The organism is Ramlibacter sp. GCM10027632 (assembly GCF_042675325.1).
Classification (GTDB): domain Bacteria; phylum Pseudomonadota; class Gammaproteobacteria; order Burkholderiales; family Burkholderiaceae_C; genus Ramlibacter.
Genome location: NZ_JBHTGW010000001.1, coordinates 49966 through 63779, shown reverse-complemented (window position 1 = coordinate 63779; position 13814 = coordinate 49966). Strand labels below are relative to the sequence as shown.

Here is a 13814-nt window from a genome sequence, read left to right as displayed (position 1 = left end):
GCGCGACCGCCGGGAGGCTGCCAGGGCGTTTGCCTGTCCGGGACGCCGCCCCGGGCCGGCGCTCAGCCCGCCGCCTCGAGGCCGTTGGCGAAGTGGGCCTGCATGCACTGCGTGGCCGCGGAGGCGTCGCGACGGGTGAGGGCGTCGACCACCGCGCGGTGCTCGGCCAGCGACTCCTGCACCCGGCCGGACTTGAACAGCGAGGCATGGCGATTGAGCTTCATCACCTTGCGCAGGTCGGCCACCACCTGGTTGCGCCAGCGGTTGCCGGCGATCTCCAGCAGCCGCATGTGGAAACGCTCGTTCACCGCGAAGAACTGCTCGCGGTCCCGGGCCGCCTTCTCCAGCTGCACGTGCAGCGCCTGCAGCTCGGCGAGCTGGGCGTCGGTGGCCCGCGTCGCCACCACGCCGGCGGCATCGCTTTCCAGCAGGGACAGCAGGTGGTAGACCTCACGCAGGTCCTGCTCGGAGACCTCGGTCACGTAGGCGCCGCGGCGCACCTTCATCGTCACCAGGCCCTCGGCGGCCAGCACCTTCAGCGCCTCGCGCAGGGGCGTGCGGCTGATGCCGAACTCCTCGGCGATCTTCACCTCGTCGATCCAGGCGCCGGGCTCGAGCTCGCGGCGGAAGATCCGCTGGCGCAGCAGTTCCGCCACCTCTTCGTAGAGGGCGCGGGGGGCGAGCGAGAGTGCAGACATGCGGCGATTCTAGTTGAAATTCTTCATTCATAATTATGAATAATCTTGTAAACTCCAAGGCTGTGTCCGGAACCACCCGTGGGAAGCCAACCCGATGAGCCAAGCACCTGAATTCCAGAATCCCGGCCTCGACGCCTGGGCCAAGGCCGCCGCCAAGTCCGCGCCCGGCGGCGACGTGAATGCCCTGAACTGGGTCACGCCCGACGGCATTTCCGTCAAGCCGCTGTACACCGCGGCCGACACGAAGGACCTGCCGCACGCCGATACGCTGCCCGGCTTCGCGCCCTTCATCCGCGGCCCGCAGGCCACCATGTACGCGGTGCGTCCCTGGACCATCCGCCAGTACGCCGGCTTCTCCACCGCCGAGGAGTCCAACGCCTTCTACCGCAAGGCCCTGGCCGCCGGCGGGCAGGGCGTCTCGGTGGCGTTCGACCTGGCCACCCACCGCGGCTACGACAGCGACCACCCGCGCGTGACCGGCGACGTCGGCAAGGCCGGCGTGGCCATCGACAGCGTCGAGGACATGAAGGTGCTTTTCGACGGCATCCCGCTGGACAAGGTGTCGGTCTCAATGACGATGAACGGCGCGGTGCTGCCGGTGCTGGCCGGCTACATCGTGGCGGCCGAGGAGCAGGGCGTGCCGCAGGACAAGCTCTCGGGGACCATCCAGAACGACATCCTCAAGGAGTTCATGGTCCGCAACACCTACATCTACCCGCCGGAGCCGTCGATGAAGATCATCGGCGACATCATCGAGTACACGGCCAAGAACATGCCGAAGTTCAACTCGATCTCGATCTCCGGCTACCACATGCAGGAGGCGGGGGCCAACCAGGCCCTGGAACTCGCGTTCACCTTGGCCGACGGCAAGGAGTACGTGAAGACCGCGCTGGCCAAGGGCCTGGACGTGGACGATTTCGCGGGCCGGCTGTCCTTCTTCTGGGCGGTGGGCATGAACTTCTACCTGGAGATCGCCAAGATGCGCGCGGCCCGCCTGCTGTGGTGCCGCATCATGACCGGCTTCAACGCCAGGAACCCCAAGAGCCTGATGCTGCGCACGCACTCGCAGACCTCGGGCTGGTCGCTCACCGAGCAGGACCCGTACAACAACGTGGTGCGCACCACCATCGAGGCCATGGCCGCGGTGTTCGGCGGCACCCAGTCGCTGCACACCAACTCGTTCGACGAGGCCATCGCCCTGCCCACCGAGTTCTCCGCCCGCATCGCGCGCAACACGCAGCTGATCATCCAGGAGGAGACCCACATCACCAACGTGGTGGACCCCTGGGCCGGCAGCTACATGATGGAGACGCTGACGCAGCAGATGGCCGACGCCGCCTGGGAGATCATCGAGGAGGTCGAGGCCATGGGCGGCATGACCCGCGCGGTGGACTCGGGCTGGGCCAAGCTGAAGATCGAGGCCGCCGCCGCGGAGAAGCAGGCGCGCATCGACTCGGGCAAGGACGTCATCGTCGGCGTCAACAAGTACAAGCTGGCCAAGGAGGACCCGATCGAGATCCTCGAGGTCGACAACGTCAAGGTGCGCGAGCAGCAGATCGCCCGCCTCCAGGCCATCAAGGCCAGCCGAGACACCGCGAAGGTGGAACAGGCGCTGTCGAAGCTGACCGCCATCGCCGAGAGCGGCCAGGGCAACCTGCTGGCTGCCAGCGTCGAGGCGATCCGCCTGCGCGCCACCGTCGGCGAGGTGTCCGACGCGCTGGAGAAGGTCTTCGGGCGCCACCGCGCCGACACGCAGAAGGTGACCGGTGTGTATGCAGCCGCCTATGACTCCGCCGAGGGCTGGGACAAGCTCAAGGCCGAAATCGCCGAGTTCGCCGAGCAGCAGGGCCGCCGCCCGCGCGTGATGATCGCCAAGCTGGGCCAGGACGGCCACGACCGCGGCGCCAAGGTGGTGGCCACCGCCTACGCCGACCTCGGCTTCGACGTCGACATGGGCCCGCTGTTCCAGACCCCCGAGGAATGCGCCCGCCAGGCGATCGAGAACGACGTGCACGCGGTGGGCGTGTCCACCCTGGCCGCCGGCCACAAGACCCTGGTGCCGGCGATCATCGCCGAGCTGAAGAAGCAGGGCGCGGACGACATCATCGTCTTCGTCGGCGGCGTGATCCCCAAGCAGGACTACGAGTTCCTGTACGAGGCGGGCGTCAAGGGCATCTACGGCCCCGGCACCCCGATCCCGGCCAGCGCGAAGGACGTGCTGGAGCAGATCCGCAAGGCGCAGGGCTGAAGCCGATGACGCTGGCGCTGGTCGAGGGGGTGTTGAACGGCGAGGCCGTGCGGCAGCGCCGCGCCATCGCCAAGGCCATCACCCTGCTGGAGTCGACCCGGGCCGACCACCGTACCCAGGCCGACGAGCTCCTCACCGCGCTGCTGCCCCACACCGGAAGGTCCTTCCGACTCGGCATCTCCGGCGTGCCGGGCGTGGGCAAGAGCACTTTCATCGAGACCCTGGGCCTGGCGCTGATCGCGCGCGGCCACCGGGTCGCGGTGCTGGCGGTGGATCCTTCGAGCAGCGTCTCGGGCGGCTCCATCCTGGGCGACAAGACCCGGATGGAGCAGCTCTCGGTGCACCCCCAGGCCTACATCCGTCCCAGCCCCTCCAGCGGCACGCTGGGCGGCGTGGCCGAGAAGACCCGCGAGGCCATGCTGGTGTGCGAGGCCGCGGGCTACGACATCGTGATCGTCGAGACCGTGGGCGTGGGCCAGAGCGAGACGGCCGTGGCCAACATGACCGACATGTTCGTGCTGCTGCAGCTGCCCAATGCCGGCGACGACCTGCAGGCGATCAAGAAGGGCGTGATGGAGCTGGCCGACCTGGTCGTGATCAACAAGGCCGACATCGACCCCGACGCCGCCACCCGCGCCCAGGCGCAGATCACCAGCGCGCTGCGGCTCTTCACGCAGCATGGCCACGGCCATCCCCACGGCGTGGACCCCGCGCAGGCCCACTGGCAGCCCCAGGTGATGCAGATCAGCGCGCTCAAGGCGCTGGGCATCGACGCCTTCTGGAGCGCCATCACCCGCTACCGCGAGTTGTCCGCCGCCGACGGCTCGCTGGCCGCGCGCCGACGCCACCAGGCCCTGGCCTGGATGTGGGAGCGCATCGAGGCCGGCCTGAAGAACGAGTTCCGCCAGCATGCCGCCGTGAAGGCGCTGCTGCCCCAGGTGACCGCTGACGTGGAGGCCGGCCGCGTGCCGGCCTCGGCGGCTGCCCGCCAACTGCTGCAGGCCCGCCTGCAACCCTGACCCTTCCCCGAATCCCAACCCAGAGAGACGCCATGCAAGACATCCTCGACCAACTGGAGAAAAAGCGCGAAGCCGCCCGCCTCGGCGGTGGCCTCAAGCGCATCGAAGCCCAGCACAAGAAGGGCAAGCTCACCGCGCGCGAGCGCATCGAGCTGCTGCTCGACGAAGGCACCTTCGAGGAATGGGACATGTTCGTCGAGCACCGCTGCACCGACTTCGGCATGGCGGACAACAAGATCCCGGGCGACGGCGTGGTCACCGGCTACGGCATGATCAACGGCCGCCTGGTGTTCGTCTTCAGCCAGGACTTCACCGTCTTCGGCGGCGCGCTGTCCGAGGCCCATGCCGAGAAGATCTGCAAGGTGATGGACCAGGCGATGAAGGTGGGCGCCCCGGTGATCGGCCTGAACGACTCGGGCGGCGCGCGCATCCAGGAGGGCGTGGCCTCGCTGGGCGGCTATGCCGACGTGTTCCAGAAGAACGTGCTGGCCTCGGGCGTGGTGCCGCAGATCTCCATGATCATGGGGCCCAGCGCCGGCGGCGCGGTGTACTCGCCGGCCATGACCGACTTCATCTTCATGGTCAAGGACAGCTCCTACATGTTCGTGACCGGCCCCGAGGTGGTGAAGACGGTGACGCACGAGGAGGTGACCGCCGAGGAGCTGGGCGGCGCGCTGACCCACACCACCAAGAGCGGCGTGGCCGACCTGGCCTTCGAGAACGACGTGGAGGCGCTGCTGATGCTGCGCCGCCTGTACAACTACCTGCCCCTGAACAACCGCGAGAAGGCCCCGATCCGCCCGAGCAACGACCCGGCGGACCGCATGGACGCCTCGCTGGACACCCTGGTGCCGGACAACCCGAACAAGCCCTACGACATGAAGGAGCTGATCGCCAAGACGGTGGACGACGGCGACTTCTTCGAGCTGCAGCCCGACTACGCCAAGAACATCCTCATCGGCTTCGCCCGCATGGAGGGCCAGACCGTGGGCATCGTGGCCAACCAGCCGCTGGTGCTGGCCGGCTGCCTGGACATCAAGAGCTCGATCAAGGCCGCGCGCTTCGTGCGCTTCTGCGACGCCTTCAACATCCCGGTGGTGACCTTCGTCGACGTGCCCGGTTTCATGCCCGGCACCAGCCAGGAGTACGGCGGCATCATCAAGCACGGCGCCAAGCTGCTGTACGCCTACGCCGAGGCCACCGTGCCGAAGATCACCGTGATCACCCGCAAGGCCTACGGCGGCGCCTACGACGTGATGGCCTCCAAGCACCTGCGCGGCGACGTCAACTTCGCCTGGCCGAACGCCGAGATCGCGGTGATGGGCGCCAAGGGCGCGGTGGAGATCATCTTCCGCGAGGACAAGGGCGACCCGGCCAAGCTCGCCGCCCGCGAGGCCGAGTACAAGGCCCGCTTCGCCAACCCGTTCGTGGCCGGCGCACGCGGCTTCATCGACGACGTGATCCTGCCGCACGAGACCCGCAAGCGCATCTGCCGCTCGCTGGTGATGCTGCGTGACAAGAAGCTCGAGAACCCGTGGCGCAAGCACGGCAACATCCCCCTGTGAGGCCGCGAGGAGAGAAGAACATGTTCGACAAGATCCTGATCGCCAACCGCGGCGAAATCGCCTGCCGCGTCATCAAGACCGCCAAGAAGATGGGCATCAAGACGGTGGCCGTCTACTCCGACGCCGACCGCGACGCCCGCCACGTGCGCCTGGCCGACGAGGCCGTCCACATCGGCGCCGCTCCCAGCCGCGAGAGCTACCTGCAGGCCGACCGCATCATCGCCGCCTGCAAGCAGACCGGCGCGCAGGCCGTGCACCCGGGCTACGGCTTCCTCTCCGAGAACGAGGACTTCGCCCGACGCGTGGAGGAGGAGGGCATCGCCTTCATCGGCCCCAAGCACTACTCGATCGCCGCCATGGGCGACAAGATCGCCTCCAAGAAGCTGGCCCAGGAAGCCAAGGTCAGCACCATCCCCGGCTGGAACGACGCCATCGAGTCCGCCGAGCGCGCGGTGGAGATCGCCCGCGACATCGGCTACCCGGTGATGATCAAGGCCTCCGCCGGCGGCGGCGGCAAGGGCCTGCGCGTGGCCTTCAACGACAAGGAGGCGCTGGAAGGCTTCACCTCCTGCCGCAACGAGGCCCGCAACAGCTTCGGCGACGACCGCGTCTTCATCGAGAAGTACGTGCAGGAGCCGCGCCACATCGAGATCCAGGTGCTGGGCGACGCGCACGGCAACGTGGTCTACCTGAACGAGCGCGAGTGCTCGATCCAGCGCCGCCACCAGAAGGTGATCGAGGAGGCGCCGTCGCCCTTCATCTCCGACGCCACCCGCAAGGCCATGGGCGAGCAGGCCGTGGCCCTGGCCAAGGCGGTGAAGTACCAGAGCGCCGGCACGGTGGAATTCGTGGTGGGCAAGGACCAGGACTTCTACTTCCTGGAGATGAACACCCGCCTGCAGGTGGAGCACCCGGTGACCGAGTGCATCACCGGCCTGGACCTGGTGGAGCTGATGATCCGCGTGGCCGCCGGCGAGAAGCTGCCGATCACGCAGGCCGACGTCAAGCGCGAGGGCTGGGCCATCGAGTGCCGCATCAACGCCGAGGACCCGTTCCGCAACTTCCTGCCCTCCACCGGCCGCCTGGTGCGCTTCCAGCCGCCGCCGGAGAGCATGTGGGCCTCGGACACCGGGAACCGCTACGGCGTGCGAGTCGACACCGGCGTGGCCGAGGGCGGCGAGATCCCGATGTACTACGACTCGATGATCGCCAAGCTGATCGTGCACGGCAAGGACCGCGCCGAGGCGATCGCCAAGGCCCGTGAAGCCCTCAACGGCTTCGTGATCCGCGGCATCTCCAGCAACGTGCCGTTCCAGGCCGCGCTGCTGGCGCACCCGAAGTTCCAGACCGGCGAGTTCAACACCGGCTTCATCGCCGAGCACTACGCCAAGGGCTTCCGCGCCGAGGACGTCTCGCACGAGGAGCCGGCCTTCCTGCTGGCCCTGGCCGCCTACGTGAACCGCCGCTCGCTGGAGCGCTCGTCCGGCATCACCGGCCAGCTGCAGGGGCACGAGTTCAAGGTGGGCAGCGAGTTCGTCGTCGTCCAGATCGGCGCCGAGGGCAACCACCAGCGCCATGCGGCCTCGGTGTCGGGCTTCGACCTGGCGTCCGGCGCCTGCACCGTCGAGGTCGGCGGCCACCGCTACGAGATCGCCAGCAACTGGCACCTCGGCGGCGCCCGCATCCGCGGCACCGTCAACGGCAAGGCCTTCACCGCCCAGGTGGAGCGCAACCCGGCACGCAACCCGCTGGCCATCGCCATCAGCCACAACGGCACCCGTGTCGAGGCCATGGTGTTCACGCCGCGCACCGCCGAGCTGCATGCCCTGATGCCCTACAAGGCGCCGCCGGACATGAGCCGCTTCCTGCTCTCGCCGATGCCGGGCCTGCTGGTCGACATCGCGGTGCAGCCGGGGCAGAAGGTGCAGGCCGGCGAGCGCCTGGCGGTGATCGAGGCCATGAAGATGGAGAACGTGCTGTTCGCCGCCGCCGACGGCGTGGTCGGCAAGCTGCTCGCCGCCAAGGGCGAGTCGCTGGCCGTCGACCAGCCGATCCTCGAGTTCCAGTGAGGCCCGCGTGACCCGCGACGACTTCCTGGCCGCCGCCCGCGCGGAAGGCCTGGCCGAGCCGGTGCTCGTCGAGTACGGCAGCACCCATTCGCTGGGTGACCACAGTCATCCCTTCGGGGCCTTCGCCCTCGTGCTCGAGGGCGAGTTCACCATCGAGGTGGCCGGCCGGGCCACCCGCTACGCCCCGGGCGACACCTTCCGCCTGGCGACGGGCACGGTCCACCGCGAGTGGGCCGGGCCGCAGGGCGCCCGCTACCTCTCCGCACGCAAGCAGGCAACGACACCATGAGCCAACGTCCCTTCCAGGTGCTGGGCATCCAGCAGATCGCCATCGGCGGCCCCAGCAAGGAGCGCCTGTCCAGACTCTGGGTCGACATGTTCGGCCTGGAGGTCACCGGCACCTTCCGCAGCGAGCGCGAGAACGTCGACGAGGACATCTGCGCCATCGGCAGCGGCCCGTTCAAGGTCGAGGTCGACCTGATGCAGCCGCTGGACCCGGAGAAGAAGCCCGCGGTCCACGCCACGCCCCTGAACCACGTGGGCCTGTGGATCGACGACCTGCCCAGGGCCGTGGAGTGGCTCACCGCGCAGGGCGTGCGCTTCGCCCCCGGCGGCATCCGCCCCGGCGCGGCGGGCTACGACATCACCTTCCTGCACCCCAAGGGCAACGAGGAGTTCCCCATCGGCGGCGAGGGCGTGCTGATCGAGCTGGTGCAGGCCCCGCCCGAGGTGGTCAAGGCCTTCGCGGCGCTGGCGGCCCGGCCCGCCTGAGGCCCGGGCGGCTGCAGGGCCTGAGCGATACTTGCGCGGATGGACAAGCGCAAGTTCCTCCTGGCGGCCGGCGCGGCCGCCGCCTCCCTGCCCGCCCTCGCGGCCAACAAGCGCCGCGCCGCGGCCAAGCCCGGCGACCGCAAGGGCGCCCGGGCCGCTGCCTCCGGCCAGGCCGCCGAGCCCGCGGCGGCCCCGAAGTCGGCGGGCCAGCCCGCCATCCTCACCCTCGCCGGCCAGGTCGGGCGCAGCAACCGCGGCCCCTCCGACGACGCGCTGGACCAGCTGATGCACAAGCACGGCGTGCGCTTCGACAAGGCCTGGACCCTGTCGCTCGCCGACCTGCTGCGCCTGCCCGCCACCACGATCCGCACCACCCTCGAGTACGACGGCCGCGTCCACGAACTGAGCGGCCCGCAGCTGGCGCTCGCCCTGGGCATGGCCAAGGTGGACGTGAACGCCGGCCTGCGGCTGGTGATGCGCGCGGTGGACGGCTACTCGCCGAGCCTGCCGGTGGCCGAGGCGCGGGCGCGCGGCATGATCCTGGCCACCCACCTCGACGGCAAGCCGCTGGCCCTGGGCGGGCTGGGCCCGCTGTGGGCGGTGTACGAGGCCGACTCGCAGCCCGACCTGCGTGACAAGCCGCTCAACGAGCGCTACGCCGCCTGCCCCTGGGGCCTGTACTTCATCGACGTGGTGGCCTGAGCGGCGCCGCGCCGCCCAGGCGGTGTCCTCGGCGGCCCGGGCTCAGGCGGCCTCGGGCACCGGCTGGCTCGGCGGCCGGTCCTGGTGCCGGCGGGCGATGGCTTCGAACTTCTCGAAATTCGCGTCGAAGACGTCGAACAGGTCGGGCGAGAACTGCGTGCCGCGGCCCACGGCCATCTGGGCGCGCACCGCCTGGGGGTCGCGCGCCTCCTTGTAGACCCGCCGCGTGACCAGGGCGTCGAAGGCGTCCGCAATCCGCATCAGCTGTGCGGCCAGCGGGATGTCGTCGCCGGACAGCCCGTCGGGGTAGCCGGTGCCGTCCCAGTTCTCGTGGTGCCAGCGCGCGATCGACTTGGCGATGGCGAGGAACTCGACCGGGTGCTCGGTATCCTGCTCGGCCCGCTCGATCGCCTGCGCGCCCAGCTCGGCGTGGGTCTTCATCACGGCCCACTCCTCCTCGTCGAAGCGGCCGGGCTTGCGCAGGATGCTGTCGGGGATGCCGACCTTGCCGATGTCGTGCAGCGGCGCGGAGCGGGCCAGCAGGCCCACCATCCGCCCCGTCAGCCGGTGCGCGTACCGCGGATGCTCCCGCAGCAGCGTCGCCAGGGTCCTCACGTACAGGGCGGTGCGCTGCAGGTGCCGGCCGGTCTCGGGGTCGCGGATCTCGGCCAGCCGCGCCAGGGCGTGGATGCCGAGGTCCTGGATCCGCTCGTTCTCCTCCATGCGCCTCGCGACCTCGGCCTCGAGGCTGGCGTTGTGCCGGGCCAGCTGGTCGCGGGCCTGCTTCAGCTCCACATGCGTGCGCACGCGCGCCAGCAGCACCGAGGGGTGGGAGGGCTTGGTCACGTAGTCGACCGCGCCGCGCAGCAGGCCGGCCTCCTCCTCATGCCGGGAGCCCATCGCGGTGAGGAAGATGACCGGGATGCCGTGGGTGCGCGGGTCCGACTTGAGGGCGGCCATGAGCTCGTGGCCGTCCATGCCGGGCATCATGATGTCGAGCAGGATCAGGTCGGGCAGCGGCGCCTGCAGGGCCAGGTCCAGGGCGAGCGGCCCGTTGTCCGCGCACCGCACGTCATAGTGGGGTTCGAGCAGCCGCGTGAGGAGGGACAGGTTGGTGGGGTCGTCGTCCACGACCAGGAGGGTCGGCCGTGCGTCGGGCGTCGGGAGTTGCGATTCCATCGTTCTGGGCGTCCTGCCACCCGCTTGGGGCGGGCCTGTCTCGGATGACCCAGGATACCAGTTGCGGATGAGCCGGCCCCGCCGGCCCGCGCCTCAGGCGCCGCGCCGCGCGCGGGCCCGGGCCAGGGCGGCCTCGATCACCGCCCGCTTGCGGGCCGCTTCCTCGCCCTCGGCGCCGTGGGTGAGGGCCGGCAGGTCGGCCAGCTTGGCGCGGGCCTTGTCCTCCAGGCGCTGGGCGTGTTCCTGCGCCTCGCGGGCCAGCCGCGCCTGGCGCAGGCTGTAGCGCTCGCGGGCGGTGGCGGCCTCGGCGGGGGTCCAGGCGTCCCAGCCAGTGCGCTCGCCCGTCAGGTTCTCCAGCGAGATGCAGTCCACCGGGCAGACCGGGATGCACAGCTCGCAGCCGGTGCACCAGGGCTCGATCACCGTGTGCATGTGCTTGTTGCTGCCCAGGATGGCGTCGGTGGGGCAGGCCTTCAGGCACAGCGTGCAGCCGATGCACCAGGCCTCGTCGATCACCGCCAGGGTGCGCGGGCCCTCGATGCCGCAGGCCGGGTCCAGGGGCAGGGCGGGGCGGCCGGTGAGGGCCGCCAGCCGCTCGACGCCCTGCAGGCCGCCCGGCGGGCACTGGTTGATGCCGGCCTCGCCATCGGCCACGGCCTGGGCGTAGCGGGCGCAGTCGGGGTAGCCGCAGCGCGTGCACTGCGTCTGCGGCAAGGCGTCGTGGATGCGCTGGGCGAGCGGCGTCACGCGACGGCGACGGATGCCGCCCGGCGGCCGCCTCGCGAGGCCTTCACCGGCTCGTTGTGCCGGAGGATGAAGTCACGCACCTCCGGGTACACCGTCTCGCGCCAGCGGCGGCCGCTGAAGATGCCGTAGTGGCCCGCGCCCGGCACCTCGATGTGCTTCTGGCGCGCCTTGGGCACGTTGAAGCACAGGCCGTGGGCCGCCTCGGTCTGGCCGGAGCCGGAGATGTCGTCCAGCTCACCCTCGACGGTGAGGTGGGCGGTGGTGGTGATGTCCTCGGGGCGCACGCGCTCGAGCTTGCCCTCGGGGCTGAGCACGTCCCAGGTGCCGTTGACCAGCTTGAACTCCTGGAACACCGTGCGGATGGTCTCCAGGTAGTAGTCGGCGTCCATGTCGAGCACGGCGTTGTACTCGTCGTAGAACTTGCGGTGCGCCTCGGCGCTGGCCTCGTCACCGACGATCAGGTGCTTGAAGTAGTCGTAGTGGCTGGAGAGGTGGCGGTCGGGGTTCATCGCCACGAAGCCGGTGTGCTGCAGGAAGCCCGGGTAGACGCGGCGGCCGGCGCCGGGGAAGCTCTGCGGCACGCGGTAGATCACGTTGTTCTCGAACCACTCGTAGCTCTTGTTCATCGCCAGGTTGTTCACCGCGGTCGGCGACTTGCGGGCGTCGATGGGGCCGCCCATCATGGTCATCGACAGCGGCGTGGTTTCGCCGCGCGAGGCCATCAGCGAGATCGCGGCCAGCACCGGCACGGTGGGCTGGCAGACCGAGACCACATGGCAGTTGCCGTACTGGCCCTGCACGTAGCGGATGAACTCCTGCACGTAGTTGACGTAGTCGTCCAGGTGGAAGGCGCCGTCTTCGAGCGGCACCATGCGGGCGTTCTTCCAGTCGGTGATGAAGACCTTGTGGTCGCGCAGCATGGTCTTGACCGTGTCGCGCAGCAGCGTGGCGTAGTGGCCCGACAGCGGCGCGACGATCAGCACGGCGGGCTGCTGCTTCATCAGGGCCAGGCGCTTGGGGTCGTCGGTAAAGCGCTTGAAGCGGCGCAGCTCGCAGAAGGGCTTGTCCACCACCACGGCCTCGTGGATCACCACGTCGGCGCCCTCGACCTTGACCGTCTTGATGCCGAACTCGGGCTTCTCGTAGTCCTTGCACAGGCGGTACATCAGCTCGTAGCCGGCCGACACGCGCTGGGAGATCGGGCTCTGCGCCATCGGCAGCAGGGGGTTGCTGTACAGCTTGGCAGCGGCCTGGGCGAAGTCCGCGAAGGGTTCCATCAGCGAGCGCTGGGCTTCGAAGATCTGGTAGAGCATGAGTCTGGGTCCCGTTTCTGGAGCTCGGAGGATTATCGGTCGCAACCGATTGTTTCCAGCTTACTGAGCCGCATTGGCCAGTGAGGAATCACCCGAACGGTACTTCGTCACAGCCCGTGCGGCCCATGAAAAAGGCCGCCCGGGGGCGGCCTTTTCGCGGCATGTACTACGGAAGTAGTGGGGGCCTCAGAGAACCTTGGCAATCGACTGGCAGACGTAGTCGATGTTCTTGCTGTTCAGGGCGGCCACGCACATGCGGCCGGTGTCGGTGCCGTAGACGCTGAACTCGTTGCGCAGGCGCACCATCTGGTCCTTGCTCAGGCCGGAGTAGCTGAACATGCCGATCTGGTCGGTGATGAAGCTCATGTCCTGCTTCACGCCGGCGGCCTTGAGCTTCTCGACCAGGGCCACGCGCATCTGCTTGATGCGGGCCCGCATGTCGCCCAGTTCCTTCTCCCACAGGGCGCGCAGCTCGGGGGTGTTGAGGACCGTGGCCACCACCGTGCCGCCGTGGATCGGCGGGTTGGAGTAGTTGGTGCGGATCATGATCTTCAGCTGCGACAGCACGCGGTCGGCTTCTTCCTTCGTCGAGCACAGCACGGACAGGCCGCCCACGCGCTCGCCGTACAGGCTGAAGCTCTTGGAGAACGAGGTGGAGACCAGGAAGTCCAGGCCGGAGGCGACGAACTTGCCGATCACGGCGCCGTCCTCGGCGATGCCGTAGCCGAAGCCCTGGTAGGCCATGTCCAGGAAGGGCACCAGGCCGGCTTCCTGGCAGGCGGCGACCACCTGGTCCCACTGGGCGGCGGAGATGTCGTAGCCGGTGGGGTTGTGGCAGCAGGCGTGCAGCACGACCACGGTGCCCTTCGGGGCGGCCTTCAGCGCGGCCAGCATGCCCTCGAAGTTGATGCCGCGCTTGGCGGCGTCGTAGTAGGGGTAGGTCTCGACGGTGAAGCCGGCCTGGGTGAACAGGGCGCGGTGGTTCTCCCAGCTCGGGTCGGAGATCAGCACCTTGGCCGAGGGGTTCAGGCGCTTGAGGAAGTCGGCGCCGATCTTCAGGCCGCCGGTGCCGCCCAGGGCCTGCACGGTGGCCACGCGGGCGGCGGTGACCGGCTCGCTGGTCGCGCCGAACACCAGGTTCTTCACCGCCTGGTCATAGGCGGCGATGCCGTCGATGGGCAGGTAGCCGCGCGGCTTGGGCGCGTCCATCATCTGCTTCTCGGCCTTCAGCACGCACTCCAGCAGCGGCAGCTTGCCGTTGTCGTCGTAGTAGACGCCCACGCCCAGGTTGACCTTGTTGGGGTTGGTGTCGGCGTTGAACTGCTCGTTGAGGCCCAGGATGGGGTCGCGCGGCGCCATTTCGACGGCGGTAAACAGAGACATGGACGTCCTTCGTGTGGTGTGTCGTACGTGAGGGGAGGGGAGCCAGGGTCTTCGGGCTTGAGGTACCCTGTCCGGCTGGCCGCGATTTTAAGCGGTCGCATCCGTGGTCACTGCCTGCCT

At 69.2% G+C, this 13814-nt stretch carries 12 protein-coding genes; 7 read left to right on the top strand and 5 right to left on the bottom strand.

Translation table 11 applies throughout. The features are described from left to right. Positions 1 to 62: 62 nt before the first annotated feature. The gene (locus ACFQZY_RS00275; protein WP_377411263.1) at positions 63 to 698 is read right to left on the bottom strand and encodes a GntR family transcriptional regulator; all 636 of its coding nucleotides are present in this window, start codon (positions 696 to 698) and stop codon (positions 63 to 65) included. 94 nt (positions 699 to 792) lie between these two features. On the opposite strand from ACFQZY_RS00275, the gene scpA reads away from it, so the two are divergent. From scpA to ACFQZY_RS00240, 7 genes are all read left to right on the top strand, one after another. Beyond that, positions 793 to 2946, top strand: coding sequence for a methylmalonyl-CoA mutase (gene scpA, locus ACFQZY_RS00270; protein WP_377411260.1), 2154 nt, complete (start codon positions 793 to 795; stop codon positions 2944 to 2946). Between the two features lie 5 nt (positions 2947 to 2951). Further along, a complete protein-coding gene (gene meaB, locus ACFQZY_RS00265; protein ID WP_377411257.1) occupies positions 2952 to 3965 on the top strand; it encodes a methylmalonyl Co-A mutase-associated GTPase MeaB in 1014 nt (337 codons plus the stop codon). Positions 3966 to 4111: 146 nt separating this feature from the next. Then, complete coding sequence (locus ACFQZY_RS00260) at positions 4112 to 5530, top strand: acyl-CoA carboxylase subunit beta (protein ID WP_377412589.1); 1419 nt, start codon at positions 4112 to 4114, stop codon at positions 5528 to 5530. A gap of 20 nt (positions 5531 to 5550) precedes the next feature. Next, the gene (locus ACFQZY_RS00255; RefSeq protein WP_377411254.1) at positions 5551 to 7599 is read left to right on the top strand and encodes an acetyl-CoA carboxylase biotin carboxylase subunit; all 2049 of its coding nucleotides are present in this window, start codon (positions 5551 to 5553) and stop codon (positions 7597 to 7599) included. A gap of 7 nt (positions 7600 to 7606) precedes the next feature. Then, positions 7607 to 7888, top strand: a complete 282-nt coding sequence (locus tag ACFQZY_RS00250; RefSeq protein ID WP_377411251.1) for a cupin domain-containing protein — start codon at positions 7607 to 7609, stop codon at positions 7886 to 7888. Continuing rightward, on the top strand, positions 7885 to 8370 hold the full coding sequence (locus ACFQZY_RS00245) for a VOC family protein (protein WP_377411249.1): 486 nt from the start codon (positions 7885 to 7887) through the stop codon (positions 8368 to 8370). Before ACFQZY_RS00250 ends, ACFQZY_RS00245 begins: the two co-directional genes overlap by 4 nt. 39 nt (positions 8371 to 8409) lie before the next feature. Further along, positions 8410 to 9072 (top strand): molybdopterin-dependent oxidoreductase, encoded by a 663-nt coding sequence (locus tag ACFQZY_RS00240; RefSeq protein ID WP_377411246.1) that lies wholly within the window; start codon positions 8410 to 8412, stop codon positions 9070 to 9072. A gap of 42 nt (positions 9073 to 9114) precedes the next feature. On the opposite strand, the gene ACFQZY_RS00235 is transcribed toward ACFQZY_RS00240, so the two are convergent. The 4 genes from ACFQZY_RS00235 to ACFQZY_RS00220 form a co-directional block, all read right to left on the bottom strand. Then, positions 9115 to 10251 carry a two-component system response regulator gene (locus ACFQZY_RS00235; protein ID WP_377411244.1) on the bottom strand — a complete coding sequence of 379 codons (1137 nt, stop codon included), beginning with the start codon at positions 10249 to 10251 and terminating at the stop codon, positions 9115 to 9117. A gap of 93 nt (positions 10252 to 10344) precedes the next feature. Beyond that, on the bottom strand, positions 10345 to 10998 hold the full coding sequence (gene rsxB, locus ACFQZY_RS00230) for an electron transport complex subunit RsxB (protein WP_377411241.1): 654 nt from the start codon (positions 10996 to 10998) through the stop codon (positions 10345 to 10347). Then, positions 10995 to 12311 carry a polyhydroxyalkanoate depolymerase gene (locus ACFQZY_RS00225; RefSeq protein WP_377411238.1) on the bottom strand — a complete coding sequence of 439 codons (1317 nt, stop codon included), beginning with the start codon at positions 12309 to 12311 and terminating at the stop codon, positions 10995 to 10997. Before ACFQZY_RS00225 ends, rsxB begins: the two co-directional genes overlap by 4 nt. 186 nt (positions 12312 to 12497) lie before the next feature. Then, entirely contained in the window at positions 12498 to 13694 is a 1197-nt protein-coding gene (locus tag ACFQZY_RS00220; protein WP_377411235.1) for an amino acid aminotransferase, read from the bottom strand. Positions 13695 to 13814: the final 120 nt, after the last annotated feature.

Bases quoted from the DNA above. Each gene is read 5' to 3' on its own strand.
- ACFQZY_RS00225 (WP_377411238.1), bottom strand. From the start codon at position 12,311: ATGCTCTACCAGATCTTCGAAGCCCAGCGCTCGCTGATGGAACCCTTC.
- ACFQZY_RS00240 (WP_377411246.1), top strand. From the start codon at position 8,410: ATGGACAAGCGCAAGTTCCTCCTGGCGGCCGGCGCGGCCGCCGCCTCC.
- ACFQZY_RS00275 (WP_377411263.1), bottom strand. From the start codon at position 698: ATGTCTGCACTCTCGCTCGCCCCCCGCGCCCTCTACGAAGAGGTGGCG.
- ACFQZY_RS00235 (WP_377411244.1), bottom strand. From the start codon at position 10,251: ATGGAATCGCAACTCCCGACGCCCGACGCACGGCCGACCCTCCTGGTC.
- ACFQZY_RS00245 (WP_377411249.1), top strand. From the start codon at position 7,885: ATGAGCCAACGTCCCTTCCAGGTGCTGGGCATCCAGCAGATCGCCATC.
- scpA (WP_377411260.1), top strand. From the start codon at position 793: ATGAGCCAAGCACCTGAATTCCAGAATCCCGGCCTCGACGCCTGGGCC.
- ACFQZY_RS00220 (WP_377411235.1), bottom strand. From the start codon at position 13,694: ATGTCTCTGTTTACCGCCGTCGAAATGGCGCCGCGCGACCCCATCCTG.
- meaB (WP_377411257.1), top strand. From the start codon at position 2,952: ATGACGCTGGCGCTGGTCGAGGGGGTGTTGAACGGCGAGGCCGTGCGG.
- ACFQZY_RS00255 (WP_377411254.1), top strand. From the start codon at position 5,551: ATGTTCGACAAGATCCTGATCGCCAACCGCGGCGAAATCGCCTGCCGC.